Source organism: Hippea jasoniae (assembly GCF_000744435.1).
Taxonomy (GTDB): Bacteria; Campylobacterota_A; Desulfurellia; order Desulfurellales; family Hippeaceae; genus Hippea; species Hippea jasoniae.
Window position 1 is genome coordinate 192,121 of sequence record NZ_JQLX01000013.1, and the last position, 26,740, is coordinate 218,860.

A 26,740-nucleotide genomic window follows, 5' to 3' on the forward strand; every position below is an offset into this window, starting at 1 on the left:
TATTTATTTGCAAAGGGTGGTTATTTTAATGTTTGATGGCAGCTTTTGCTTTAAAGATTCCAATTCCTTAAATATTTCATCTTTATAATGCGGCTTTATATGTGTTATCAAAATCTGATCAGGCAGCGTATTCATTTTTTTAATCTCATCAAAGAGCAGGGTAGGGGTTAGATGGGCTGTTTGGATGGCAAGCTGAGTGAGTCTATCAGGAAATGAAACCTCTATAATTAATCTATTAATCTTTTTGTCTTTTAGGTATTTCCATGTGTGGTCTGTGGGGCCTGTATCTGTGCAGAAAAAGATATTTTCTTCGTCATTCTCGAATAAATAGCCAAGACAACTAACCCTGTGATTAAGCTTAATAGGCGTAATATTTAAATTGTCAATTTTTATAGTTTCTCCCTCGTCAATAGCCTCAAATCTTAAAGTGGGGAAATCTTTGGGTATAGCGGTAAAGTCAGGCCAGATATCAAAATTCAGCAGATGTTTTTTTATAGCATTAAGCGTATCTTTTGAACCGTAAACCTTAAACTGTTTTTTTATATTATTTAAAACAACATTATCAGCCAGAAAAAGCACTCCCAGCACATGGTCTAAATGAGAGTGTGTTATGAATATATGCTCGACCTCTAACTGCTCATCAAATTCAAGTGTTTTTGTTGGAGAGCCAGCATCTACTAATATGTTTTTATTGACCAGAAACGAAGTTAAGAATTTGTTGGGCATTGAACTACCCCAGCAACCTAACACTCTAAGGTTCATTACTCATTCTCCATAGCTTCAACAAATGCATCAACAATTTCTGGGTCAAACTGTTTCCCTTTATTTTTTACTATCTCCTCTATGGCAGCATCCTTGGATAGCCCTTTTCTGTATGGCCTTGTTGTTGTCATGGCATCGTATGTATCTGCTACAGCAATTATGCGTGCTGATAGTGGAATTTCCTTTCCTTTAAGCCCGTAAGGGTATCCCTTGCCGTCAAATCTCTCATGATGCAGTTCAACCCCTGCTATTATCTCTTTGAGTTTTTTTACCTTTCTTAAGATATCAGCTCCAACTTTTGGATGTCCTTTAATTATCTTATATTCCTCATCATCTAATTTATCCTGTTTTAGTAAAACTCTATCTGGAACACCTATTTTTCCAACATCATGCAGTATAGCAGAAAGTTTCAGCTTTTCTATAAAATCCTTATCCAGTCCCATCTGATTTGCTATTAGGATACTGTATTCCATAACCCTTTTTGTATGTCCTCCGGTATATGGGTCACGTTTTTCAATGGCTTCAGCAAGAGCAAAGACAACCTCATAGAATGTATCTTTAAGCTCTTTGTATAACATTGCATTTTCAATTGATACAGCAACCTGATTGGAAAGTGCTATTAATACATCTAAATCCTTCTGTTTAAATTCACCATCTTTTTTATTAATTGCCTGCATAACACCAAGCAGTTGCTGATTTCTGATAATTGGCACACAAACCATATTGCGCGTGGTAAAACCGCTCTTTTTATCAGCATTCTTGAAAAACCTTGGATCGTTTTGAACATCGTTTATTAATTGTGGTTTTCTATGCTTTGCTACCCATCCAGCAATACCAACACCCATTTTTAGTCTGATACTTTTTATCTTTTCTGCTTTATCGCCAACAGCTACATTAAAGTACAGCTCATCTGTTTTTCTATCGTATAGAAGTAAACTGCCAGCCTCTGCCTCTAACAATTCAACAATTGCCTCAATAATCTTTTTTCTTACTACCTCTATATCAAGTGAGGAGTTTATAATCTGTGAAAACTCGAGTAACTTTTCCATATAATCCATATCAACCTCTTTTACATATTACTTTATTTTAAAGCAGACTTCAAATTTTTGCTTAATTACTACAAAACAGCTGGCTTTTGAGCTTAAAGTTTAATATAATTTCGACATGAAGGGTAACAAAATAGAGGGTATATTTGAGTCTATATTATGGAAAAGTAGATTATTAACACTGCTTGCTGTTGTTTTTGCTATCTTTGGTGCGTTTATCCTGTTTGTTATAGGTAGTTTTGATATACTAAAAGCTGCTTTATATGCACTTCATCGTGAACAAACACATGCTGAACTTTTAGGATTATTGATAGGTGCTGTTGATTTATACTTAATAGCAATTGTGCTTTTGCTTTTTGGATTTGGCGTATATGAATTGTTTGTATCAAAGATAGATATTGCAAAATATTCCGATACATCAAATATTCTGGAGATAAAAAGCCTTGATCAATTAAAAAATAAGCTTATGAAGGTTATAATAATGGTTCTTATAGTGGGTCTGTTTAAAAAGGCTATACTCATATCTCCAAAAACATCATTTGAGGTAATGCTGTTTGCGGTGGCAATTTTGGCTTTATCTGTAGGATTTTATTTTTTACAAAAGGAAGGTTAAATGGGTATAAAGACCTTAAGATTGCTTGATAAGGCAAGGAATTTGGTGGATAAAGGTGAGTATTCAAAGGCCGTTGTTTATCTGCTCAATGTGCTTGAAGAAGACCCTCACAGCGATGAGGCTGCAGCAGAACTCAGCTATTGTTATACAAAGATGGATAACTTCAAAAAAGCCGAAGAATACGCTATTATGGCGGTTAATTTAAACCCTTATGAGCTCAGCAATTACAGAAATCTTGCATTTGTTTATCATGAATTTGGTTTATTTGAAGAGGAAATCGATGTTCTTGAGGAAATCCTGCCAAGGCTTGAGTCTCCATCTGCTGAGGTGTTGTTTTCTTTAGGTAGAGCCTATGTCATGATAGAGGATTTACACACTGCCATAGGTTTCTTTAAACAGGCTATTTCGATAAATCCAGACTTTGAAGATGCATACCTTTTTTTGGCTGATACTTATCTTCTGGCAGGTGATTATGAGTTAGCGATTGATGTTTATCTGAAACTAATGGAGATAAATCCCGATATTGCCGAAGTCTACTCAGGCCTTGGCATGATCTACACCTACAAAAAAGAGCATCTTAAGGCAGAAAAATACCTTTTAAAAAGCGTTTCACTGCAACCAAATAATGCTTTCTTTAGAGCCAATCTTTTAACCTTTTACTTAGATACAGGCCAAACCGAAAAAGCGGTTGAAGAGTATAAGAAGATCCGTAAACTGGATCCGCAATTTGCATTAGAATTAGTTAAAGCTTTCGAATATTATTAAACTCTTGACAAATATCAAACTATCATTTATGGTTAATCTGTAATTTTTAGCAGATTAACAATGGAGGTGCTTATGCTTAAAAAAGCATTAATGGTTTTTCTGTTTGTTGCTTTTCTGTCGGTTAGTTGTTTTGCTAAGGATTTAAAGATCGGAGTATATCTCTCAGTAACAGGACCGGTTGCTGCATGGGGAAAATTGGAATGGGAGGGAATAAAAACAGCCCATGCTGTGAAGAGTTATGTTGGCAAAAGAAAGGTTATCCTAAGGCTTGAAGATGCTGCAAGTAGACCTGAAGTTGCCATAAACGCCGTTGAAAAGCTTATCAGCCAGGGTATAAAGTTTACCATTGGACCTGTTACCACCACAAATGCTTTAGCTGCCCTACCAATTCTTGAAAAAGAGCATGTTGTGGATGTAATTCCCACTGCAAACGGAATGGGTCTTGTTAAAGGCAGACACTTTGCAACAAGGGTTTGTTTCAACAATGTTTTGCAGGCTAAAGTTATGGCTGATTATATTATCGGTATCCACAAAAAAGGTGTTGTTATTGAGGATATCAGTCAGGATTATTCCGTTGATCTTGCCAAAAGATTTATAGATGATTTTAAGCATCTCAACGGCAGAATTGCAAAGGTATTTCCTGTTGAGTTTTCCCAAACAGATTTTACAGCTATAATTACAAAAATAAAGCAGCTAAACCCTGAGTTTATATATTTTTCTGGATACTATAATACTCTTGCCTTGTTTCTTAAACAGCTAAGGGATTTTGGTATAGATACACCTGTGTTTGCGGGTTCTGCTGCAAGCTCCTATGCACTGATAAAGATAGCCGGCAAATCCGCAGAAGGATTGATATTTACAGATGATTTTGATCCGCTAATTCCACAAAACGAACTTGCAAAGAATTTTATCGAGGAGTTTAAGAGACGGTATAAAAGATTGCCAGATTCCCCTGAGGCTTTAGCTGCAGATGCATATATGCTGCTTATTTACGGTTTAGAAAAAGAGGGTGAAAATCCCAAAAAAGTGGCAAATCTGTTAAGAAATACAACTTTTTATGGCATAACAGGCAAGATAATAATAAAAGACGGCGAAGCAATAAGAACAGTTGTTTTAAGGAAAGTTAAAGACGGCAAATTCATACCGGTAGCCATTTATCAACCATAAAAAAAGGGGGGTAAAACCCCCTTGATTTTTTTACTCAACCGTTACAAGTTTTGCATCAGCTTCAATTGTGTCGTCTTTCTTTACGAAAACCTCTGTAACCTTACCAGCCTTGGGTGATTTGATCTCATTCTGCATCTTCATTGCCTCAAGAATAATCAAAACATCACCCTCGTTAACCTCATCACCCTCACTAACTTTAACATCAATAATTCTACCCGGCATTTCGGATTTGATTGTGTAGGCACCTTCAAGACCGCCAGCGCCACCTCTTTTTTCAAGCATGCGTTTTTTAAGCTCATCCATTACTTCAATCTTAAACAGATCGCCTTCATTGTAAACATTATAAGTGCCATCTTTGTATTCAACATCAACCTCGTAGGATTTACCGTTGACAATCAATGAGTAAACAGTGTGTTCGGTTAACTGGGCATCAACTATATAGGATTTGTCATCTATTACAACCTCGTATTTATCATTGCCCAGCTCTCTGACTCCCACTTTATATTCAACATTATCAAGCGTTGCTATATACATACCACCACCCCTTTCTAATCAACAGAAATTTTATAGATATTACCGAAGCTAACACCAAACACAGATGCCTTTCTGCCAGCCTCTTTCCATGGGCTTCCATATCCACATGTTTCACTGAATCTAATAAACTGCTGCTGCAGTTCTTTTTCTCTGAGATATTCCTTAATCGCAGCAGCTGCGATCGCCACTTCAGTTGAGCCTTCTCTTTTTTGAGGCTCAGCCAGTACCTCTTTATCAATGAAATCTGTACTTATGTTGCCTTTGATAAAGTTTTCGTTTCTTAAAACCTTTTGATGGAACGGGATTGTTGTTTTTATGCCTTTGACAACAAATTCGCTTAATGCGCGCTTCATTCTTGCTATGGCGTTTTCCCTATCTACATCCCAGACAAGGAGTTTTGCAACCATAGGATCGTAAAACATGGGAACTTCGCCACGAGAATAAACGCCACTATCCACTCTAACACCTGGACCGCCTGGCATTCTTAAGCCTGTAATCATTCCGGGTGATGGCATAAAATTGTTATCAGGATCTTCTGCATAGATTCTGCATTCAATAGCATGGCCTGTTTGTTTTATATCTTCCTGTTTAAATGGTATAGGCTTACCTTCAGCTATCTCTATCTGTAATTTAACGATGTCAATACCAGTTACAAGCTCTGTTACAGGATGCTCAACCTGAAGTCTTGTATTAACCTCAAGGAAGTAGAAGTTCATATCCTTATCAACCAGAAATTCAACTGTGCCAACACTGTCGTAATCTGCTGCAGCAACTGCTTTTATTGCAGCCTCACCCATTTTATGTCTGACTTCGTCGTTTATAGCCATTGATGGAGATTCTTCTATTACCTTCTGGTGTCTTCTTTGAATGGAACACTCCCTCTCAAATAGATGAATGGCGTTGCCGTGTTTATCCCTTGCTATCTGAATTTCAACATGCCTGGGCTTTTCTATGGCTTTTTCAATATACATTCTATCATCGCCAAATGCGTTTAAAGCCTCGCCCTTTGCAAGGTCATATACCTCTTTGAATTCCTCAGGTGACCTTATAAGCCTCATACCTTTGCCGCCACCACCGGCAGAGGCCTTAAACATGATAGGATAGCCCACTTCTTCTGCTACTTTCAATGCATGCTCAAGGCTTTCAACAGGGTCTTTTGTTCCAGGAACTACAGGAACACCGGCCTCAATCATTCTCTGTCTTGCCCTTGTCTTGTCGCCAAGAATGTACATCGACTCGGTGTTTGGACCGATAAATGTTATACCAGCTTCCTCGCATGCTTTAACAAACTCAGAGTTTTCAGCTAAAAATCCATAACCCGGGTGCACTGCATCACATCCTGCCTTAACACCCACCTCAACGATTTTATCTATTCTTAGATAAGACTCTGCAGCAGGAGAAGGACCTATATAATAAGCTTCATCCGCATATCTAACATGCAAAGCATTTCTATCTGCATCAGAATATACAGCTACAGTCTGGATACCCATCTTTCTGCAGGCACGGGCAACTCTAATTGCTATCTCACCTCTGTTGGCTATTAAAACCTTTTTAAATTCTTTATACTGTGCCATTTATGACCTCCCTTCCTATAGAGGAATATTTCCATGTTTCTTTGGTGGATTGGATTCCCTCTTGTTCTTTGTCATCTCCAAAGCCTGAATTATCTTTAACCTTGTATCGGCAGGGTCGATAATTTCATCTATATATCCAAGACCTGCAGCAACATAAGGATTGGCAAATTTTTCTCTATACATCTTTACAAGCTCGGCCTTTTTCTCTACGGGATTTTCAGCTTTTGCGAGTTCTCTTCTGTATAGAATATTAACCGCACCATCAGGACCCATAACTGCAATCTCTGCAATCGGATATGCGTAATTCACATCTGCTCTAAAGTGCTTTGAAGCCATAACATCGTATGCTCCACCATATGCTTTTCTTACGATTAATGTAATTTTGGGAACAGTTGCTTCAGCGTATGCATAAAGCAGCTTAGCACCATGAATAATAACGCCGTTGTGCTCCTGTGCAACGCCTGGCATGTATCCTGGTTGATCCTCAAAAGTGACAATAGGAATATTAAATGCATCGCAGAATCTGATAAACCTTGCGGCTTTAATTGCTGCTTTGTAATCAAGTGCACCTGCAAAGAATTGTGGCTGGTTGGCTATAATACCTACACTTCTTCCACCAAATCTTGCAAAGCCAACCACCATATTCTTTGCATAGTTTTCCTGTACTTCAAAGAAATATCCATCATCCACAACCTTTTTAATCAAATCTTTCATATTGTAGGGTTTGTTTGGATCTGCTGGCACAAGGTCATAAATAGATTCATCTCTTCTGTTTGGTGGATCATCTGTTGGTTTAAATGGCGGATCCTCCATGTTGTTTTGAGGTATAAACTGCAATAACTCTCTAACAAGCATTAAAGCGTCTTCATCGTTTTCTGCAGCAAAGTGAGCTACCTGTGTTTTTGTTGTGTGAACATCTGCGCCACCCAAATCCTCTTTGGTTATCTTCTCACCTGTAACGGCTTCGATTACATCAGGTCCTGTAATAAACATGAAGCTTGTATTTTTAACCATTATTGTAAAATCTGTCACTGCTGGAGAGTAAACCGCACCACCTGCAGTTGGACCCATGATTACAGAAATTTGAGGAATTACGCCTGAAAACATAACATTTCTTAAGAAGATATCGGCATAGCCTGCCAATGATTCTACGCCTTCCTGAATCCTTGCACCACCGGAATCATTCAAGCCAATAACAGGAGCACCGTTTTTTGCGGCCAGATCCATAATCTTGCAGATCTTTTTTGCATGGGCTCCAGAAAGCGAACCACCAAAAACGGTAAAGTCCTGACTGAAAACAAATACCAATCGTCCATCGATCGTTCCATATCCTGTAACAACACTATCGCCAAGGATTTTCTGCTTCTCCATTCCAAAATCAGTACACCTGTGTACAACAAACTTATCCAATTCAACAAAGCTGCCCTCATCAAGTAGCAATTTAATGCGTTCTCTGGCGGTTAGTTTTCCCTGGGCATGCTGTTTTTCAATACGCTCCAGTCCACCGCCTAATTCAGCCTGCTCTTCAAGTTTTTTGAGTTCCTCAAGTCTCTCACGCATCTGTTAAACCTCCTATATGACTATTTTCAACCACAATATATCTTAATCAAGCCAAAGTGTCAATAAACTTTTTTATCAATAGTTTGATAATTTTGACACTATTTCTATATATTGGTACAAATGAAAGAAATTTTTTAATAAGATTTAACATTGATTGTTTATAAAACTAAGGCAACTAAAAGAATGCAAAATTTCGCTTTTTTAATATTTGAAAATTCTATTACTATTTTTGTATAGTTTAGCAAAAAAAGGAGATTGAAATGGACAGGTCGGTTTTTAGAGAATACGACATAAGGGGCATCTGGCAGAAAAATATCGATGAGGGGTTTAGTTTTAAGTTAGGAAAAGCCTTTGGTATCTATCTAAAGCAAAAGGGGTTTTTAAAAAAAAGGGTAAGTGTTGGCTATGATGCAAGGTTATCTTCAGCTGAAATATTTAAAGCTGTTGCTATAGGCCTAAACAGTGAAGGTATTGAGGTTCTGGATCTTGGTTTGATTCCCACACCTATAAGCTATTTTTCTCTATTTCAACTTGATATTGACGGAAGCATAATGATTACAGCATCCCATAATCCCAAGCAGTACAACGGATTTAAATTATCGGCAGGAAAGGATACGCTATTTGGGGCTCAGATCCTTGAAATAGCCGATATTATGGAAAACATAACCCAAACTCTCGATGATTCAGAATTAGATATAGAAAAAGTTGATATTTTGAAGTACTACAGGGATTATTTAGCTAAGCAGTTTGGATATTTAAAAGATTTTGCCTATAAGCCGCGTTTTGCCATAGATGGAGGCAACGGTTCTGCTGGTTTTGTGGGCTATGATGTATTCAAAGATCTTGGTTTTGAGCCTATAGGTTTATTTATCCAGCCGGATGGGAATTTTCCCAATCATCACCCAGATCCTACAGTGGAGGAAAATCTTTTAGATCTAAAAAAAGCCATCAAGAACAACAATCTTGATTTTGGCATAGGTTACGATGGTGATGGCGATAGAATTGGGGTTGTATTGAGGGATGGATCGATTCTGTGGGGTGATCAGCTTTTACTTCTGTTTGCTGAATATATTTTAAAAGAAAAGAAAGACGCAGTATTTGTTGCAGATGTAAAATGCTCAGATGTTATTTTCAAAAGGATCGAGCAGCTTGGGGGCAAAATAGTGATGTATAAAACAGGGCATTCGCTCATAAAAAGCAAGATGAAACAGCTAAAAGCAGACCTTGCCGGTGAGATGAGCGGACATATCTTTTTTGCGCATAGGTACTTTGGATATGATGATGCTATTTATGTTTCATTAAGACTTGTTGAGATAGCAACAAAGTTTAAATTAGACCTTCTTGATTGGAAAAAAAATCTACCGGAGGTTTTCAATACACCAGAGATTCGCATAGACTGCCCTGAAGATAAAAAGCAAAGCGTAATAGAAAGATTTAAAAAAATTCTAAGTAGTGAAGAGTTATTTGATATTGAAAACATTATCGATATCGACGGTGTTAGATTCCACACAAAGCAGGGATGGGGACTTGTCAGGGCAAGCAATACACAGCCTGTCCTTGTTTTGCGTTTTGAGGCTCAAAGTAAAGATGCCTTGGATGATTTAGAAGAAAAAACATTGAAGATAATCGGAGAGCTGATAAATGAATGAAATATGGGAAAAATTAAAAAGCAACGAGCGACTCAATATAAATGATGCTAAGAAGATTTTGGCAAGTGATGATTTAATTGAGATAGGCAGGCTATCGCGTTGGTTAAAGTTAAAAAAAAGCGGCAAAAAGGTATATTTTGTATTTAATAAACATATCAACTACACAAACCTCTGCGTTTCAAAATGCAAATTCTGTGCTTTTTATAGAAACGGTTTTGAAGAGGATGCATATACTATGGAGGTTGAGGAGATTATAGATGAATTAAAGCAGCTGCCTGAAGATGTAAAAGAGGTTCACATTGTTGGGGGTTTGCATCCCACAAAACCGTTTTCATACTATGTTGATATGATTAGCTCAATCAGAAAAAACTTTCCTTCCATAAACATCAAGGCCTTTACGGCGGTGGAGATTGATTATTTTTCAAAAATCAGCGGTTTAAGCTATAAGGAAGTGTTAAAAACACTCAAAGATGCAGGGCTTGATTCGATGCCCGGAGGAGGTGCAGAGGTTTTCTCTGAAAGGGTAAGAAAAAAACTCTATCCCAATAAAATTCCTTTTGAAAAGTGGGCTTCAGTCCATGCAACAGCCCATAAACTCAACATTCCGACAAACGCTACGCTTCTTTTTGGTCATATTGAGACAGACGATGAAATTATAGACCATCTGTTTAAACTCAGAAGGCTTCAGGATGAACACCCCGGTTTTTTGTGTTTTATACCGTTGAGCTTTCATCCTGCAAATACGCCACTTAAAGGTAAGATTGAAAAGGTTGATGCCGTTAGAGAACTTAAGGTTTTGGCTTTATCAAGGTTAATTCTTGATAACTTTCCACATATAAAAGCCTACTGGGTAATGCTTTCGCCAAAGATAGGTCAGATCGGCCTACATTTTGGTGCTGATGATATTGACGGAACGATTATAAAAGAGAGGGTAACCCATGCAGCAGGTGCTCAAAGTCCTCTTGGTATGGAAAGAGACAATATTATCCATCTTATAAAAAACGCTGGCTTTATACCTGTTGAAAGAGATGCTCTCTACAACGAGATAGAGGTTTACGATGATTGATAAGATTTATAAAAAAATAGAAAACGGCGAAAGAATAAATAAAAAAGAGGGTGTTGCACTTTTAAAAGAGGGTGATTTTTTAGAGCTTGGCAGGCTTGCAAACATTATACGGTTTAGAAAGCATCCTCAAAGGGTTGTTACATTTATACTTGATACCAATATCAACTATACGAATATCTGCTATGTTGGATGTAGCTTTTGTGCCTTTTTTAGAAAAAAAACCGATAAAGATGCATATACTTTATCGATTAATGACCTGATTGAAAAAATAAAAGAGGCTAACAAAAAAGGTGTTACTACTGCTCTCATTCAGGGAGGGCTGAATCCTGAAATTCCTTACAGCTATTATATAGATCTGGTAAGAGAGCTTTCAAAATTTTCTGTGCATGTGCATGCCTTTTCTCCGCCTGAAATAGACCTAATGTGCAAGATTTCATCAAAAAGCGTTGATGAGGTGTTTGAGGATTTAAAAAAAGCTGGACTGACAACAATGCCTGGCGGTGGAGCTGAAATTTTATCAGAAAGGGTAAGAAAAATTATTTCGCCGAAAAAAATTTCGACAAAAAGGTGGCTTGAGATTATGGAAAAAGCCCACAGGCACGGTATAAAAACAACGGCAACAATGATGTTTGGTCATATTGAAACAGATGAGGATATAGTTGAACATCTTGAGCATATCAGGAGCCTGCAGGATAAAACAAAAGGGTTTAGTGCCTTTATCTGCTGGGATTTTAAACATGAAAACAACGAATTGGGCAAAAGGGTAAAAAGAAAGGTAACCGCTATTGATTATTTGAGGCTTGTTACCTTTAGCCGCATATATCTGGATAATTTTGACAATATTCAGGCAAGCTGGGCAAGTCAGGGAAAGGATACCGGTGAGGTAGCACTTCATTTTGGTGCAAACGATATGGGTAGCATGCTGATTGAGGAAAATGTTATGAGACAGGCAGGATTCAGGGTAAAAGCAGGAATTGATGAAATAGCTTCTTTGATTAAAAAAGCAGGTTTTAAACCTGCATTGAGAACAACAGACTACAGGATAATTAAATACCTTTAATCACTCAAAACAGTTCTGTTTCTGCCGCTGTTTTTGGCTTCATATAGGGCTTTGTCGGCCTTTTTAAATAGCTCATCAGGTGAGTCATTCTCCTTTATACCGGCAACGCCAAGGCTTATAGTCACTTTACCCACTTTTTCAAAATCGTGATTTTCTACTATTTTTCTAAGTTTCTCTGCTATTGTGTATGCTGTTTTTGCATCTGTACCTAAAAGCAAAACGGCAAACTCCTCACCGCCAATCCTAAACACCATATCGGATGCCCTAACACTATCTGATATAAGCTGTGAAAGCTCCTTTAAAACTATATCGCCAATATCATGACCGTAGGTGTCGTTTATCTTCTTAAAGTGGTCTATGTCGAAAATAATTAAAGAAAATGGTTTTTCATTCTCTAATGATTTGTCCACCTCATCGTAAAAAATCTTATTAAAATGCCTTCTATTGAAAAGGTTTGTAAGTCCATCTTTTATGCTCAGCTGTAAAAGTTTATCCTGGGTGTGCTTTTTGTGAGTTAAATCAAAGATTATTGCAATAAGTCCTTCCTCATATTCGTCTTTAAACATTGAACAGTGAATACCCAGATATTTTGGTTGAGAACATACATTTATCTCTTTTTCTTCATATATGTTTTGCTGGTCCGTTTCGTATATCTTTTTTAGATATTCAGTTAAACTATTTGTATCCTCTTTGCAGAAGAATTTACTGAAGGCTTCGTTTTTGGTAATAATGTTGCCATTTTCATCAACAACAATTAAAGGGTTGGGTATAGAATCTATCAAATGAGCCTGGAATTTTTCCTTTTTTACAAGCTTGGTTCTATACTCTTTAAGTCTGATCATAAGCTTATCAATAAAGAAATAAGCGATAATAAAGATTAAAATTTCAAATATAAATAACTCTGCCGATAGCTTAAGTACACTAATAAGCAAAATCTTTGAAAGCTTTTTTTCTCTTTTTTGTAATTTTGACTCAAAAATCCCGGGATGAAAACCACTACCAATAATCCAGTGCCACGGCTTGAAATAATAGATAAAAGAGGTTTTAAATGATATTTGATTTGTACCCAATATTTTGTAGTAGTAGTTTACATAACCTCTGCCCTTTGATAAAGCTATTTCAACCATTTTTTTGGCAAATAGATTACCTTTTGCATCTTTGCGCTTATTTATATCAACATATTTACCTACAAAATCTGGCTTGTTTGGAAGCACTATTCCTTTGTAAAATATCGGTTTATTATCTTTATCGAAAATCACTTTTATAACAAACACATACCCTGTTCCATTCACCCTATATCTAAAATTATTCATTTCTGTCTTATATTTTTCTTTTAGTTTATTCTCGATTTTTTCTAAGGGTTTTGCTGCCATTATATAAACATTGAAATTAGGGTCAAACTTGATGTAGGAAATATAAGGCGTAGCATGAATCGATAAAACGCCACTAAAAACAGGCTTTACCTTTAAAAATTTTTCAACACTTTTTAGATTATCGCCGTCTTTAATGCCTTTTATGGAACTTTTTATAACTTTGAAATTTTTATTTAATACGGCACAATGCTCGTTGGAATATCCAACGAAATTAATAATTAAATTAAAGAGTTGTTTAGGTGTTGCGGTATGTTTTAATGGCACAAAGATTCTATCTATCTCGTTTGCATATATCTTTAGCTGACTGATTGTTGATGGAATCATAGAGCTATAATCTTTTTTTAACCTTTTAACAAATAGCATTACTACATTTCTTACCCTTGCTTCTTCTTCTTGAAGATAAATTTTTTGGTATTCTTCTGTTATTAGATGCTTAAATGTATTCAAATATCTATAAAAACCTAAGCTGATAAATAGTAGTATAGCTATCTCAACAATTAAAGTTATTGTAACAAATTTTAACTTAAAACTTTTTTCCTCAGCCATATCTTGAAAACTTATAACAAAAAATTAACCGCAAAACAAATGTAAAATGCCCTCTTGAAAAACTGCAAAAAATGTGTTATTAATTAGCTGCAAACGGAGGAGTGGCCGAGTCTGGCTTAAGGCGGCGGTCTTGAAAACCGCTGAGCTCGCAAGGGCTCCGTGGGTTCGAATCCTACCTCCTCCGCCATTTTTTATATGGAGAGGTGGCCGAGCTGGCTGAAGGCGCTCGCCTGCTAAGCGAGTGTGTGGGCTAAAACCTGCACCGCGGGTTCGAATCCCGCCCTCTCCGCCATCTGCAGTTCAATTCCGATTAAAATAAAAATCTCTATACAATCAAGCGATTTTTTGTTTTGATAAAAAATAAAATGCTATCTGTTGTCAAACTCAACATTACCTTCATTCTTATGTTTTTTCTCTTTCAAAAAGGCAAATCCAAACACAAACAGGTTAAAGGCAAATATTACAGCAGTTAAAATATACATTACCTTAAAAGAGCAATGGATGCCAATTTCGATACCAAACAAAGGACCAAGGCTTCCTCCTATATCACCCAAAAGTTGATATAAACCAACGGCTCTGCCCCTCTGGTTGATAGTTGTAAAATCCCCTAAAATACTCAATAAGGTGATATTGTTTATTCCAACAGAGACTCCTATCATAATCAATGCAATCAATACATCTAAAGCTGTATTTGCTATACCAAGTAGTATAAAACCGCAAATCACGATTGCAACGGCTGGAAAACCGATAATAGAGCGAATGGCGAGTTTATCTATGATTTTTGATGCTATAACCCCCGCAAGACCACTTGAAACCATCATTATGGACATGGCAATACCGCTTGAAAATCTTGCATCATTAACAAAAAAGAAGATATGCTTGAAAGATAAAAATATAACAAGCGTTGCCATAACAACACCCTGCACAGAAAAGAATGTCAAAAGATTGCCAGTTGATATTACAGCCAGATCGGGGTTTTTAATGATAAATCCAAACGATTCCTTTAGTTTAAACGAAGCTTTAAATTTCTCTATTTTCTCCTCTTTAAAGAATACCAGAACAATAAAAGCTCCGATAAATGATGCAGATACGCTTAACAAAAAGGCAGTTAGATTTGAAAACAGGCTTGAAAAAATTCCCCCAATGACAAGTCCAGCAGGCACTCCTAAAGATAAAGCAATTCTAACTTTGGCTGTAAACTGCCCCCTATTTTTGCGTGTGGATCTGTTTAATGCTATTGTGTTTGCAGAGATAAAAACAAAAGCAGAGCCCACACCCCAGATAACCCTTCCAGCAAGCATCAACCAGCCATGACAGATATACAAAGAGATAACATAAAAGATGCTTCCCAGGCTCTCAAGAAGAAGTCCACAGACAAGTGGTGTTTTACCTCCAAAAGAATCGATAACAAGACCAACAAACTGATTAACAAATATACGCGTGATTTTATTTGCAGATATGATTAAACCGATAAAAAAAGCCGACAAACCAAATTGCAAACTCAGAACAGGCAGGATTGGAAAAACTATTCCTCCACCAATGCCACCCAAAAACACAACAAGGGGAAGAACAAATCCAAGGCCATTGTTTTTCATGCAGAAAGAATATTGGATTTTTGAGTGTAATTCTACTAAAATTTACAAAAAAAGGAGGTATTATGGCAGTGTTAAAATCATTTATCTTATCGGTTGCTACTTTTGTGTTTTTGTTTTGCACTACAGCTTTTGCTGCATCAAATATTATTATCTTTCATGCAGGCAGTCTTACTGTGCCCATTAGAAAAATGGCTAAAGCCTTCCAAAAGAAGTATCCGCAATACAGAATCTTAGATGAGCCTTCTGGCTCTCGTGTTGCAGCAAGAAAGGTTGCTGAACTAAAAAAGCCATGCGACATCGTGGCAAGTGCTGATTATACGGTTATAAACAACATCCTTATGAAAAAAGGATTTGCCGATTTTAATATTGAGTTTGCAACAAACAGCCTTGCTATTGTTTATACCAAAAAATCACGATATGCGGGTATAATTAATCAAAAAAACTGGCCTTATATTTTACTAAAAAAAGATGTGGTTGTTGGGCATTCAAATCCAAACGATGACCCCTGTGGCTATAGAGCGATGTTTGTTGCAAAACTTGCCCAAAAATATTATCACATCAAGGATTTCTACAAAAAGTTGTTTGGATATCCCGACTATTACAAGCCGGGATTTGAAAAAAAAGGAAAAATCGTTGTAAGACCAAAAGAGACTGATTTGCTATCTTTGCTTGAAGCTGGTGATGTTGACTATATCTTTCTGTATAAATCTGTGGCAATTCAGCACCATTTAAAGTATATTCAGCTACCAGATCATATAAATCTATCAAACCCTGAATATGCAAAATTCTATTCGCAGGCTTGCTTTAAGGTTACAGCTAACTCACCCAATAACTACATTTTAAAATGTGCAAAACCCATAATCTATTCGCTTACAATACCTCACAATGAAAATTCACCACAAAATCCAGACGGTGCTATATTGTTTGTTAAATTTATGCTCTCAAAAAAGGGTCAATCTATATTAAAATCGTGCGGGCAGGGCATTATAAATCCACCTGTGGTGATAGGCAAAAAACCTGTGTGGCTTAAATGAGTTTTTTGAAAGTTGACAATATCAGTTTTAATATATCAAGCTTTTCTTTAAAGAACCTATCGTTTGTTATAGAAAAAGGCAAGACGCTTGCTTTGATAGGAAAAAGCGGCTCTGGCAAAACAATGACACTTGAACTTATAGCCGGTATAAAAACACCGCATAAAGGCAAAATTTACCTTGATGAGAAGGATATAACACATCTGCCACGCCACAAAAGAGAGATTTCAATCGTATATCAGGATTATGTTTTGTTTCCACATATGAATGTGGAGCAAAACATACTTTACTCCCAAAAAAACAAACCAGACAGAGATCTATTTCAAAGAATTGTTAACACTTTTAAAATAAACCATATGCTTAAAAGGCCTGTAAATGCACTATCCGGCGGAGAAAAGCAAAAAATTGTACTTGCAAGGGCGATTATGTCTAAACCAAAATTACTTTTACTTGATGAGCCTTTAAGCGCCATTGATTTTCCGTTCAGGCGGGATTTTTTAGACTTTATTTATTATTTAAAAGAAGAGTTTGGTCTGACGATGATCTATGTTACGCACAACTTTAAAGAGGCTTTAACCATTGCAGATGAAGCAGCTGTGATGTTTAACGGAGAGATTATAAGAAAAGGTAGGCCTGATGAGGTTTTGCAAAATCCAGAAAACTTAGAAACGGCACGGTTTCTGGGTTATAGGAATATTTTACCCATAAACCTTTTAGAGCAACAAAAAAGGGGTTTTTTTAGCGTATCACCAGAAAAGATAAACATTTTTGACAAACAAAAAGATGGATGTCTCTGTCTAAAAGGCAAATTAAAAAGCCCTATTGATATATCAAAAAGATACTCTATAATCGATGTAGATGGTTATAATGTGTTTGTTAAAGCCAAAGAAAATGCCAAAACCAAGCTATTTATATGTTTTAAGAAGGAGGATATCATTTACCTAAATGGTTAAAGATTTTAGATCGATATTTGCACTTTTGGGTGTTATCGTAGTTATTTTTCTGCTTTTTCCTGTAATAGACCTCTTTAAAATTTCAGGCCTTTCAGCACTAAAAGATGCAATATCGGATAAAACGGTGGTTAACTCTGTTATCTTAACGATAAAAATATCCTTTTTCTCAACGGTGTTTATCCTATTATTCGGCGTGCCGCTTGCCTACCTGCTTGCAAGATATAACTTTTTTTTAAAACCTGTTGTTGAAGGAATTGTTGATCTACCCACAATGATTCCCCACATTGCTGCAGGTATTGCACTGCTTGTTGTATTTGGTTCAAAGGGATTGTTAGGAAAATTTTTTTATACATTCAGCATAAAGTTTCTTGATACTCAGTGGGGTATTTTTGCTGCCATGAGCTTTGTTTCTGCACCTTATCTTATAAACGCAGCCAAAGAGAGTTTTAAAAAAATAGATCCAAGACTTGAATATGTTTCTGAAACATTGGGCATCACACCTTTTGAGACATTTTTAAAAATAACTCTGCCTCTTGCAAAAAAAGATATTATAAACGGTGCTTTGATGATGTGGGGTAGGGGAATAGGCGAGTTTGGAGCTGTTGTTGTGCTTGCCTATTACCCCATGACAACGCCTGTTTTGATATACGATAGATTTACAAGCTACGGTTTAAAATACGCAATGGGTGCTGCAGTTTTGTTGATAACCATTTCGCTGTTAATATTTGTTTCTGTAAGATTTTTATCAAGAAAGTAGGGGGTTGTTATGAAAAGTATGATAAAGCCTAAAGAAGCACTGAATATTATTTTAGAACAGATTAAGCCTGTTGGATGCGAAGAGGTTTCGATTTTTGAGGCAAACAGAAGGGTCTGCTGCAAAAAACTCATATCAAATAAAAACCTGCCACCGCTTGATGATGCTGCAATGGATGGTTATGCGGTTAGATTTGAGGATATTAAAAATCCACCTGTAACATTAAAGATTTTGGGTGTGATTAAAGCTGGCGATGATGTGTCAGGCAAAAAAATAGAAAAGGGCAGCTGCTACAGAATCATGACCGGTGCTTTTTTGCCTGAAGGTGCTGATACGGTTGTTGAGTTTGAAGCAACAAGACAATTAGATGAAAACAGCGTTGAAATCTTAAAAGAAAAAAAGAAAAATGCCAATGTAAGGTTTAAGGGAGAGGATATAAAAGAGAATGAAGAGATAGATTTTACAGGAGAGATTCTTACACCCTACAAACTCTCAAGACTGGTCTCGACAAACAATATTTTTGTCAATGTCTATAAAAAACCTTCTGTGTGTATTATATCAACAGGCGATGAACTGGATAAATTGGGAAGCTGCAAAAAACATTCAATAATAGACTCAAACGCTTTTTTCTTAAAGTCGTTTTTAAAGCAGGAACTTGATATTGATGCTGCCTATCTTGGTATATCGAAAGACTCAAAGGACGACCTTATTAAATTACTGGATGAGGCCTCCCGCTATGATGTTATTATTACAACAGCGGGCATCTCTTTTGGAGATTTTGATGTCGTAACCAATGTAGAAAAACAGATCGGCATAAACTGGTTGTTTAAGTATGTACAACAAAAGCCGGGTAAACCTTTTGCGTTTGGAACACTGAAAAATAGTTTTATATTTTCATTTCCTGGCAATCCTGTATCTACAACATTTTGTAGTTTTTTCTATCTTTTGCCGGCACTTAAAAAGATGATGGGTTTTAAAAGATATATGCATAAAACCTTCAGGGCAAAGCTTACAAAGGATGTTAAGAAAAGCAACGACCGCGTGCATTTTAACAGGGTCACAATCAAATACAAAGATGGTGAATTTTTTGCTGAACCCTTCCAGATCCAGGGCTCAAACATCATCAGATCGATATCAACCTGTAACGGCTTTGCAATGATAGGCTCAGATAGGGTTGGTATTATAAAGAAAGGTGAAATGGTGGATGTAATTGTTTATGACTCATGTAGTTTTCTTGCATATTAGAGTTGCCTTTTTAGACTAAATAAATAAAATTTTAAAAAACCTCATAAGGGGGTTAATATGAAGGTTCTGGTTGTTGATATAGACAAATGCACGGGTTGCAGGGCATGTGAATACGCTTGCTCTTTTGTTCATAGTAATGAGTTCAACCCTCTTAATTCAAATATCCACATCTCAGAGTTTTTAGATAGCTTTACATTTATCCCACAGGTGTGTACCCAGTGCAATGAAGCATATTGCCAGAAGATTTGCCCAACAAAAGCCCTGAAGAGAAACTCTCAAACCGGTGTAGTTGAGCTAAATTACGATCTATGCATTGGCTGCAAACAGTGCGTGCTTGCATGCCCGTGGGGTTCAATTAAGATGACAGCAGATGGCAAGAGGGTTATTAAATGCGACCACTGCGGGGGCAACCCAGAATGTGTAAAGGTCTGTCATGCGGGTGCAATAGAGTATAAAGAGATTGAAGATATGGTTTTTGATAAACAGCTTAAAACAGCAACCATCTATAAAAGTTTTATAGAAAATGGGGGTCAAATATGAAAGGTGGTTATGCTGGAAAGATATTGAGGGTTAATTTGACAGAAATGAAGACAACAGTTGAAGATATAAACAGGCAGTGGGCTGAAGATTTCATCGGTGGCAGGGGATACGGCACGAGAATCTTAATGGAAGAAGTAGACCCTTTAGTTGATCCATTAAGCGAACAAAACAAGGTTGTTATAGCAACAGGACCCCTTGGCTCAACATATGCACCATCTTCAGGCAGGGTTATGGTGATTACCAAGGGAGCTCTAAATGGAGCCATAGCATGCTCAAATGCAGGTGGGCATTTTGGACCTCATCTAAAACGCAGTGGATTTGATGCGATTATTATTGAGGGTAGGGCTGAAAAACCCGTCTATTTATGGATTTATAAAGGTAGTGTTGAAATCAGGGATGCAGAAGAGCTTGTAGGTTTAAACACTAAAGAAACAGATAAAAAACTCAAAGAGCTTTTGCATTTAGAAATAGGCACGCTGGAGATAGGAAAGGCAGCAGAGAAACTATCTCTTATTGCCAATATTACATTCGATGGTCACAGAGCAGCAGGCAGGGGTGGTGTTGGCGCTGTTTTAGCAAGCAAAAATTTAAAGGCAATAGCTGTTAGAGGAACAAACGGTATAGCAGTTTATAATAAAGAGAGGTTCACAAAAGCCGTTTACAATGCACGGGATATTTTAAGCAAAGACCCGTTTGCCTCCAAGGGTGGGGCGTTGTATGGAACGGCAGTTTTAGTTAAAACAATAAATAGCGTTGGTGGCTTTCCATCGTTTAATGCACATGATGCCTATTTTGAAACAGCCGACAAAATTAGCGGTCAGAGTCTAACCAAAAACAACCTTATAAAGGCTGAAGCCTGTGATAGTTGTTCAATTGCCTGTGGCAGGGTAACAGAGATTAGAAAGGGTAAATATAGCTCAAATAAAGGCGTAGGACCTGAATATGAAACAATCTGGGCTTTAGGGGCAAACTGCGGTGTGGATGACCTGGATGCAATTGTTTATGCAAATTATCTGTGTAATGATTATGGCCTTGACACCATTTCTGCAGGTGCAACTGTGGCCTGTGCAATGGACCTATTTGAGGCTGGCTATATACCCAAAGAGGATATAGGATTTGAGCTGAAGTTTGGCGATCCTGATGCAATGGTTGAGGCTATTAAACTAATGTGTGAACAAAGTAGCGATTTCGGAAAACTCCTTGCTGAAGGTTCATACAGACTTGCTGAGCATTATGGTCATTCAGAATTCTCTATGAGTGTTAAAAAACAGGAGTTTCCCGCTTATGATCCGCGAGCCATTAAAGGAATCGGGCTTGAATATGCCACAAGCAACAGAGGAGCCTGCCATGTGAGGGGCTATACAATCGGAGCTGAGGTTTTTGGAAAAATGGATAAAAATAGCTATGAAGGCAAGGCAAAATTGACAAAAACACTGCAGGATATGACAGCTGCACTGGACTCAACAGGTATCTGTTTATTTACAACCTTTGGATTGAAGCCAAAACATATAGCAGAGCTTTTTGAAGCAGCAACGGGTATTTCATGCGATGAAAAAGAGTTTTTGAAAAAAGGCGAGAGGATATGGAATCTTGAGAGGCTTTTTAATATAAAGGCAGGTTTTAATAAAGAGGATGATAATCTACCAGAAAGAATGTATAAAGAGCCAATAAAAACAGGACCGTCAAAAGGAGAGGTGGCTGATCTAACTGAAGTGATTAAAGAGTATTACAAACTGAGGGGCTGGGATGAAGATGGCAGACCAACATCAGAAAAACTAAAAGAGCTGAACCTTGAGGAATTTGCATGATAGCGATTATCGGCGGCAGTATAGCAGCATATGTTGCCTACAAAACAATAAAAAAAATAGATAGAAAAGCAGAGGTAAAGATCTTTTCAGATGAGTTACAGAAACCATACTCCAAGATGCTCCTACCCTATATGGTAAAAGAAAACATTAAAAGCGATGCATTCTTTGATATACCAGATAAAGATATAGTTTTGAATACAAAAGTTTTAGCTATCGACTCAAAACAGAGGGTCTTTTTTACCTCCACAAAGAAAATGTTTTATTTTTCAAAGCTGTTGATTGCAACAGGTGCAACGCCAAAAGTAGTGCATTTTAGCGGTGAATTTGACAAAGAAAAGATTATCACAATAAGAAAGCTTAAAGATATTGAAGTCATAAGAAATTTAATAAAACTCAATAGGCTTAAGAGTGTTACAATAGTTGGTGGTGGTCTTGTTGGTATTGAGATGGCAGATGCATTAATCAAACAGGGTGTTGTTGTAAATTTAGTGGTAAGCTCAAACAGGCTCCTTTCTTCAATTCTGTCAAAAACCGCATCAGATTGGCTTGAGAAACATATTCTTTGCAACATAGGGGGCTTGAAAATTTTTAAAGAAAACGATGTTGAGATTATTGAGGATAAAAATAACAGGCTATTTATAAAGCTAAAAGACAACACCGATTTAGAAAGTGATTTAATTATTGTTGCAAAGGGTGTAAAACCCAATACAGAGTTAGTTGACGATGTCATAAAAACAAATGAAGGCATAGTTGTTGATGATTATTTAATGACAACCGCTGATGGTATTTTTGCAGCAGGCGATGTTGTTGAATCTTACGATTTGGTTGAGCAAAAACCCATTCTGCATGCTATATGGCCTGTTGCAATTACTCAGGCAGAAATAGTAGCAAAAAACATTATGGGTAAACATATCAAGTATCAACCAGAAATATCTCGAAATGTGGTGCCTGTTTTTGGCATAAATATATTCTCAGCAGGCAAGACCACCGATGAATCATTATTGGCTAAAACTTACAGCATTGGCAGCTTTACACAAATGTTTGTCGATAATAATAAAATCTGCGGTATTACAACAATTGATACAAATATAGATGTTGCCCATTATTTAAATAAAATTAAATATAATTGGGAGACGGTTTATGAGTATTGAGTTGTTTTTGATAGGTTTTGTTGCAGCTTTAACTCCGGGGCCTGATATTCTTTTAATTGTCCAGACAACGCTTAATCATACCTTTAAAGAGGGTTTTAAGGTTTTAGCCGGCGTATTAAGCGGCAATGCCATAGTTATTTCTATTCTGTTTGTTGGTTTTAGCTGGCTTGGAAAAAGCAGTTATTTTCAGTGTGGTATAGCCATAGTAGGTGGGGTTTATCTTATGTATATAGCTTATGAGATTTTCAAGCACAGAAAAGATGAAATCCATATAAAAAACATAAACGCAAAAACCCATTACCTGCGAGGGCTATACATGAATCTATCAAATCCCAAAGCGTTGATATTCTTCAGCGCTATTATTACACCGTTTGTTGATAAACATTCTCTTATTGCAAGCCTGTTTTCGTTATTCTGCGGTATCATTCTTGCATTTTCAACAGCAATTTTGATTACAGAAATTGCAAGAAAAAACCTCCTTACACCGAAGTTTACACTGTTTATCAATACATTTTCCTCTATTTTGTTTTTTATTTTTTCCCTTGAGCTGTTTTATTACGGATACACAAAGGCTGTGGAGATTTTTTTATAGATTAAGTAGCTTTGAGATGGCAAACTGTTTGGCTATACGGCCGTTTCTGGCAGACTTAGAAATTGCATAGCCTTCTGCTTCTTTTTCCCATTCATCATAAAGTCCAACGCCGTATTTGATAAGGTAACTTTTTACGATTTTTAGATATGTGTTTTTATCGGGCAGATCAAACCTCACAATCAAACCAAATCTACCAAATAAAGACATCTGCTCATTAACTTCATCTGTTGAGTATATCGAATCTGTGGTTAAAACCTCATCTTTTATAAGATGTCTTTTGTTTGATGTTGCAACAATCATTATATTTTCAGGTTTCTCCTCTATACCCCCTTCTATAATGGATTTAAAGTTTCTAAAACTCTCATCGCGATGGTCAAATGATATATCGTCAAAAAACAGGATAAACCTTCCGTCTCTTTGCAATATTAATTCGTATAGCTCATAGATATAGCCGTAATTTGCATTAAATTGAATGATTTTTAAGTTTCTATCTTTATATTCGTTGACAAAGGCTTTGATTACCGATGATTTGCCACACCCCCTTGCTCCCCACAAAAGCATATCAAGGTATGGCTTTTTTGCAATAAAGGCCTCTATATTTTTTCTTATTAGCTCAATTTGAGTATCTATGCCTATCAGGTCGGTGAGTGTTAAATTTGTGAAGTTGTGAACTTCTTTGAGTTTGCCGTTATAGATAAATGCAAATGCTTTATCGCTCATCGTCGATTATTATGTAATAAAGTTTTTCTGCCCCGTGAACGCCACTAACCAGATTCTTTTCAATATCCGCTGTTTTGCTCTCTGCAGCCAGAAAAATTAGATATTTTCTATCTTGAAACGGCTTATACGCCTCAAACTTATTAGGTTTTATAGAGTTTTTATTAATCAAAACATACAGATCTTTAACATCTACAACAGTTTCAAGCCACTTTTTTTGTGATGCATCAACAATTACGCTGCCATCGTCTGCGCAACCAGCTAAAGCCTTCACAACGGCAATATCGTCTTTTTTAAAATAATTCTCATCGCTGTAGCCAAACTTTTCTAATTCTTTTTTTGATAAAATATCAACGCCGTTGAGTTTTGCATTTTCTTTAAACTGCTCAACACTATTCATCATCAATTCCTTTTTTTAGAAACAGGCCATTTTCATACTCATATATCAGCGGTTTTCCTGTCGGTATTTCGAATTTTGGAATGTCATTGTCTGAGATATTTTCTATAAATTTTACAACCGCCCTTAAGCTGTTGCCGTGTGCCACAATCAAAACATTTTTACCCGTCTTTAAGTCGGAAATAACTGTATCTTTAAAAAATGGTATCGTTCTTTCATAGTTATCCTTTAATGATTCTCCTTTTGGTGGGTTTATATCGTAGCTTCTTCTCCATTTATGCACTACATCTGCACCGTATTTGTCAGCAGTTTCCTGTTTATTTAAACCCTGAAGCTGACCGTAGTATCTTTCATTCAACGCCTCAACCTCATAAACGGGAAGCTGATTAATCGTATCTGGCATATTAGCCCACTCTTTCATCTTGCCTGTATCGTGTTTTACAATGGGGATCTTTGGACATTCACTTTTTGATAGTGCAATCATGGCTGTTTCAATAGCTCTTATCAAAACAGAGGTATACACAACATCAAAGCATAAATCTTTTAGTTTTTCACCAGCTTCAAGCGCCTCGTTGATTCCCTCCAAAGCAAGCGGCACATCAACCCATCCTGTAAATAGATTAAGCTTATTCCACATCGATTTACCATGCCTTAATAGAACAAGCCTTGCCATTTTATCTCTCCTTCTGTTAAAAGTAAGAAAATGGAGCCAGCGATAGGATTCGAACCTACGACCTGCTGATTACGAATCAGCTGCTCTACCCCTGAGCTACGCTGGCTTGCAGCATAATATTAAATAATTGAACTCTGTTGTCAAGCTACAATATTGTAATTTTTGAGATTTTGTGTTTTAATTGAAAAGGTCGGGCTTGAAAAAAACAGTGTAATGTTGTATAAGTTGCTCACTTTTGGAGGGTAAAGATGAGAGGAATTAAGAATGTTTTTGTTGTAGGAAGAATAAATCCCGATTTAGACAGCGTTGCTTCTACAATTGCTTTAGCTGAATTAAAGAATACCATAGATAAAGAAAACACCTATATTGCCGCTGTTTGTGGGGGAGTGGATGAGCCTACTCAAAAGTTTTTAGGTCATTTTAATATACCTTTTCCTAAATATATGAAGGATTTGAGGTTGCGTGTTGAAGATGTAATGACCTCCTCAAATGTGGTTACAGTTAATAAAGACGATTCTGTAACAGAGATATTTAAATTGATGCTAAAAGAAGACCTGATGGTTGTACCTGTAGTTGAAAATAATGGAAGTTTTGTGGGTTATTTTGGCATGATCGATATAGCAAGAAAATCTATCTCATCAGTAATGCCTGATATTTTTAGAAAAATTAAGACAAGTGTTAAAATTATCAAAAATGCTGTGGATGGAGAAACCATTGTTCCCTGCCAAAAAGAGGAAGAAACATTTATAGCTACCCTGATTATGGGAGTTATGGATGAGGAGGGGCTGTTAAATGTAATTGAGCGCATAGAGCCAGAAAATGCCGTAATGGTTGTTGGAAACAGGAAGGATCTCCAAAAAGCAGCGATAGATGTAGGTATTAGATGCCTTGTTTTGTCTCACGGATACAGGCCTGATGATGAGCTTATTAAGAAAGCAGAAGAAAACTGCGTATCTGTTATTGTATCTGAATATGATGCATTTGCAACGGTGGGTTTGATTGAGTGGAGTACGCCTGTTGAGAGTATATGTGAGAAAAGCACTATCACAGTAAAACCAACAGATCTTGTAAATGATATAAAGGAAAAGGTCTATAAGTCAAGCAACAGGGCATTAGCTGTTACTGACAATCAAAACAGAGTAAAAGGCATTATTACAAGAACAGATATTATAAAATTTAATAAACGCAATGTTATTTTAGTTGATCATTCAAGTACAGCAAATGCCCCTGAGGGAATTTTTGAGTGTAATGTGCTTGAAATAATAGACCACCACAGGTTAGGTGATATTCAAACGGGATTTAAAACAAGATATAGAATAGAACCGTGGGGTGCAACGGCATCTATAATAGCAGATGAATTCAGGATTTCTGGAACAAAACCATCAAAAACGGCCATGCTTTTACTTCTGGGTGGCATTTTAGAGAATACAAACTTCTTAAACGATGAAAAAACAACTGAACACGATATAGATGCAGCAAAATGGTTATGCTCTGTGTGGGATGTTGAATTTAACGACATGGTTGAGGATATTAAAAACGCTATAAATTCTTAAAGGGTAGGAGGTTTTC

The 26,740-nt window shown here is 36.7% G+C and carries 25 protein-coding genes and 3 tRNA genes; 17 read left to right on the forward strand and 11 right to left on the reverse strand.

What is annotated here, in order from left to right:
* Window positions 1-3 precede the first annotated feature (3 nt).
* Both EK17_RS05835 and EK17_RS05840 read right to left on the reverse strand, forming a co-directional pair.
* Window positions 4-762 (reverse strand): 3',5'-cyclic-nucleotide phosphodiesterase, encoded by a 759-nt coding sequence (locus EK17_RS05835; protein ID WP_051904469.1) that lies wholly within the window; start codon window positions 760-762, stop codon window positions 4-6.
* A complete protein-coding gene (locus EK17_RS05840; protein WP_198018152.1) occupies window positions 762-1,811 on the reverse strand; it encodes a GAF and HD-GYP domain-containing protein in 1,050 nt (349 codons plus the stop codon). The genes EK17_RS05835 and EK17_RS05840 overlap by 1 nt, the downstream gene beginning before the upstream one ends.
* A gap of 115 nt (window positions 1,812-1,926) precedes the next feature.
* On the opposite strand from EK17_RS05840, the gene EK17_RS05845 reads away from it, so the two are divergent.
* The 3 genes from EK17_RS05845 to EK17_RS05855 all read left to right on the forward strand — a co-directional run bounded on the left by EK17_RS05845 (window position 1,927) and on the right by EK17_RS05855 (window position 4,353).
* Window positions 1,927-2,421, forward strand: a complete 495-nt coding sequence (locus EK17_RS05845; RefSeq protein WP_035588484.1) for a YqhA family protein — start codon at window positions 1,927-1,929, stop codon at window positions 2,419-2,421.
* Window positions 2,422-3,186 (forward strand): tetratricopeptide repeat protein, encoded by a 765-nt coding sequence (locus EK17_RS05850; protein WP_035588487.1) that lies wholly within the window; start codon window positions 2,422-2,424, stop codon window positions 3,184-3,186.
* A gap of 72 nt (window positions 3,187-3,258) precedes the next feature.
* On the forward strand, window positions 3,259-4,353 hold the full coding sequence (locus EK17_RS05855; protein WP_035588489.1) for an ABC transporter substrate-binding protein: 1,095 nt from the start codon (window positions 3,259-3,261) through the stop codon (window positions 4,351-4,353).
* 30 nt (window positions 4,354-4,383) lie between these two features.
* Here EK17_RS05855 and EK17_RS05860 read toward each other — a convergent pair whose 3' ends face one another.
* From EK17_RS05860 to EK17_RS05870, 3 genes are read right to left on the reverse strand one after another with little or no spacing between them, the layout of a single operon-like run.
* Window positions 4,384-4,887, reverse strand: a complete 504-nt coding sequence (locus EK17_RS05860; protein ID WP_051904470.1) for a biotin/lipoyl-containing protein — start codon at window positions 4,885-4,887, stop codon at window positions 4,384-4,386.
* A gap of 14 nt (window positions 4,888-4,901) precedes the next feature.
* Window positions 4,902-6,461, reverse strand: a complete 1,560-nt coding sequence (gene accC / locus EK17_RS05865; protein WP_035588491.1) for an acetyl-CoA carboxylase biotin carboxylase subunit — start codon at window positions 6,459-6,461, stop codon at window positions 4,902-4,904.
* Between the two features lie 15 nt (window positions 6,462-6,476).
* Window positions 6,477-8,021, reverse strand: coding sequence for an acyl-CoA carboxylase subunit beta (locus EK17_RS05870; protein WP_035588493.1), 1,545 nt, complete (start codon window positions 8,019-8,021; stop codon window positions 6,477-6,479).
* Between the two features lie 260 nt (window positions 8,022-8,281).
* Here EK17_RS05870 and EK17_RS05875 point away from each other — a divergent pair, with 260 nt between their 5' ends.
* From EK17_RS05875 to mqnC, 3 genes are read left to right on the forward strand one after another with little or no spacing between them, the layout of a single operon-like run.
* Entirely contained in the window at window positions 8,282-9,670 is a 1,389-nt protein-coding gene (locus EK17_RS05875; RefSeq protein ID WP_035588495.1) for a phosphomannomutase/phosphoglucomutase, read from the forward strand.
* The gene (gene mqnE, locus EK17_RS05880) at window positions 9,663-10,736 is read left to right on the forward strand and encodes an aminofutalosine synthase MqnE (protein ID WP_035588498.1); all 1,074 of its coding nucleotides are present in this window, start codon (window positions 9,663-9,665) and stop codon (window positions 10,734-10,736) included. The genes EK17_RS05875 and mqnE overlap by 8 nt, the downstream gene beginning before the upstream one ends.
* Window positions 10,729-11,796 carry a cyclic dehypoxanthinyl futalosine synthase gene (mqnC, locus tag EK17_RS05885; RefSeq protein WP_035588500.1) on the forward strand — a complete coding sequence of 356 codons (1,068 nt, stop codon included), beginning with the start codon at window positions 10,729-10,731 and terminating at the stop codon, window positions 11,794-11,796. The genes mqnE and mqnC overlap by 8 nt, the downstream gene beginning before the upstream one ends.
* On the opposite strand, the gene EK17_RS09060 is transcribed toward mqnC, so the two are convergent.
* The gene (locus EK17_RS09060) at window positions 11,793-13,715 is read right to left on the reverse strand and encodes a diguanylate cyclase (RefSeq protein WP_051904471.1); all 1,923 of its coding nucleotides are present in this window, start codon (window positions 13,713-13,715) and stop codon (window positions 11,793-11,795) included. The two genes, mqnC and EK17_RS09060, sit on opposite strands and share 4 nt — an antisense overlap.
* A 95-nt stretch (window positions 13,716-13,810) precedes the next feature.
* Between EK17_RS09060 and EK17_RS05895 the strand changes: the two genes are divergently transcribed.
* Both EK17_RS05895 and EK17_RS05900 read left to right on the forward strand, forming a co-directional pair.
* A tRNA-Ser gene (locus EK17_RS05895) sits at window positions 13,811-13,902 on the forward strand.
* A 10-nt stretch (window positions 13,903-13,912) separates the two neighbouring features.
* Window positions 13,913-14,007: transfer RNA gene (locus tag EK17_RS05900), tRNA-Ser, on the forward strand.
* A gap of 76 nt (window positions 14,008-14,083) precedes the next feature.
* Here EK17_RS05900 and EK17_RS05905 read toward each other — a convergent pair.
* The gene (locus EK17_RS05905; protein ID WP_035588501.1) at window positions 14,084-15,310 is read right to left on the reverse strand and encodes an MFS transporter; all 1,227 of its coding nucleotides are present in this window, start codon (window positions 15,308-15,310) and stop codon (window positions 14,084-14,086) included.
* A gap of 62 nt (window positions 15,311-15,372) precedes the next feature.
* Here EK17_RS05905 and wtpA point away from each other — a divergent pair, with 62 nt between their 5' ends.
* From wtpA to EK17_RS05945, 8 genes are read left to right on the forward strand one after another with little or no spacing between them, the layout of a single operon-like run.
* Window positions 15,373-16,344, forward strand: coding sequence for a tungstate ABC transporter substrate-binding protein WtpA (wtpA, locus tag EK17_RS05910; protein WP_051904472.1), 972 nt, complete (start codon window positions 15,373-15,375; stop codon window positions 16,342-16,344).
* Window positions 16,341-17,294, forward strand: a complete 954-nt coding sequence (locus tag EK17_RS05915; protein WP_035588502.1) for an ABC transporter ATP-binding protein — start codon at window positions 16,341-16,343, stop codon at window positions 17,292-17,294. Before wtpA ends, EK17_RS05915 begins: the two co-directional genes overlap by 4 nt.
* Entirely contained in the window at window positions 17,287-18,051 is a 765-nt protein-coding gene (locus EK17_RS05920) for an ABC transporter permease (protein ID WP_035588503.1), read from the forward strand. The genes EK17_RS05915 and EK17_RS05920 overlap by 8 nt, the downstream gene beginning before the upstream one ends.
* 9 nt (window positions 18,052-18,060) lie before the next feature.
* Complete coding sequence (locus tag EK17_RS05925) at window positions 18,061-19,293, forward strand: molybdopterin molybdotransferase MoeA (RefSeq protein WP_232229309.1); 1,233 nt, start codon at window positions 18,061-18,063, stop codon at window positions 19,291-19,293.
* Between the two features lie 57 nt (window positions 19,294-19,350).
* Window positions 19,351-19,833: a 4Fe-4S dicluster domain-containing protein gene (locus EK17_RS05930; RefSeq protein ID WP_035588504.1), complete on the forward strand. Its 483-nt coding sequence runs from the start codon at window positions 19,351-19,353 to the stop codon at window positions 19,831-19,833.
* A complete protein-coding gene (locus EK17_RS05935) occupies window positions 19,830-21,641 on the forward strand; it encodes an aldehyde ferredoxin oxidoreductase family protein (protein WP_035588505.1) in 1,812 nt (603 codons plus the stop codon). Before EK17_RS05930 ends, EK17_RS05935 begins: the two co-directional genes overlap by 4 nt.
* On the forward strand, window positions 21,638-22,792 hold the full coding sequence (locus EK17_RS05940) for an NAD(P)/FAD-dependent oxidoreductase (RefSeq protein ID WP_035588506.1): 1,155 nt from the start codon (window positions 21,638-21,640) through the stop codon (window positions 22,790-22,792). Before EK17_RS05935 ends, EK17_RS05940 begins: the two co-directional genes overlap by 4 nt.
* Entirely contained in the window at window positions 22,782-23,384 is a 603-nt protein-coding gene (locus EK17_RS05945; RefSeq protein ID WP_035588507.1) for a LysE family translocator, read from the forward strand. The genes EK17_RS05940 and EK17_RS05945 overlap by 11 nt, the downstream gene beginning before the upstream one ends.
* On the opposite strand, the gene EK17_RS05950 is transcribed toward EK17_RS05945, so the two are convergent.
* From EK17_RS05950 to EK17_RS05965, 4 genes are all read right to left on the reverse strand, one after another.
* The gene (locus EK17_RS05950) at window positions 23,379-24,104 is read right to left on the reverse strand and encodes a DUF815 domain-containing protein (protein WP_035588509.1); all 726 of its coding nucleotides are present in this window, start codon (window positions 24,102-24,104) and stop codon (window positions 23,379-23,381) included. The two genes, EK17_RS05945 and EK17_RS05950, sit on opposite strands and share 6 nt — an antisense overlap.
* Window positions 24,094-24,501, reverse strand: coding sequence for an LUD domain-containing protein (locus tag EK17_RS05955; RefSeq protein WP_198018153.1), 408 nt, complete (start codon window positions 24,499-24,501; stop codon window positions 24,094-24,096). Before EK17_RS05955 ends, EK17_RS05950 begins: the two co-directional genes overlap by 11 nt.
* A complete protein-coding gene (locus EK17_RS05960; protein WP_035588512.1) occupies window positions 24,494-25,171 on the reverse strand; it encodes a 2,3-bisphosphoglycerate-dependent phosphoglycerate mutase in 678 nt (225 codons plus the stop codon). Before EK17_RS05960 ends, EK17_RS05955 begins: the two co-directional genes overlap by 8 nt.
* A 31-nt stretch (window positions 25,172-25,202) precedes the next feature.
* Window positions 25,203-25,277 (reverse strand) — tRNA-Thr (locus EK17_RS05965).
* A 142-nt stretch (window positions 25,278-25,419) separates the two neighbouring features.
* On the opposite strand from EK17_RS05965, the gene EK17_RS05970 reads away from it, so the two are divergent.
* Window positions 25,420-26,724, forward strand: a complete 1,305-nt coding sequence (locus EK17_RS05970) for a CBS domain-containing protein (protein ID WP_035588513.1) — start codon at window positions 25,420-25,422, stop codon at window positions 26,722-26,724.
* Window positions 26,725-26,740: the final 16 nt, after the last annotated feature.